We start from the raw sequence: 291 nt of genomic DNA on the forward strand, positions 1-291 counted from the left end.
CAGGTAATCAGGTGCGATGCAGGTTTGGCCGGCGTTTACGAATTTCCCGACGGCGATCTTTTTCGCTGCGTCCATCAGATCGTATTCACTGTCAATGATCGTCGGGCTCTTGCCGCCAAGTTCAAGTGTGACAGATGCCAAGTGTTTGGCAGCCGCTGTCATGACAATTTTCCCGACATTTGTGCTTCCAGTGAAGAAAATATGGTCGAACGGCTGATCAAGTAGTTCGGTTGCCACCTCAACCTCTCCTTCAAAAATCGCGACTTCTTTTTCATCAAAAGCGTCTCTTAT

General features: G+C 48.5%; 1 protein-coding gene. It reads right to left on the reverse strand.

All coding sequences use genetic code 11. The annotated features are described in order from the left end of the window. Positions 1-291 (reverse strand): aldehyde dehydrogenase family protein (locus tag PU683_RS22135; RefSeq protein ID WP_277174659.1); only part of this gene is annotated, 291 nt, incomplete at both ends.

The organism is Candidatus Kosakonia sp. 282A-S69 (assembly GCF_029433855.1).
Taxonomy (GTDB): Bacteria; Pseudomonadota; Gammaproteobacteria; order Enterobacterales; family Enterobacteriaceae; genus Kosakonia; species Kosakonia cowanii_A.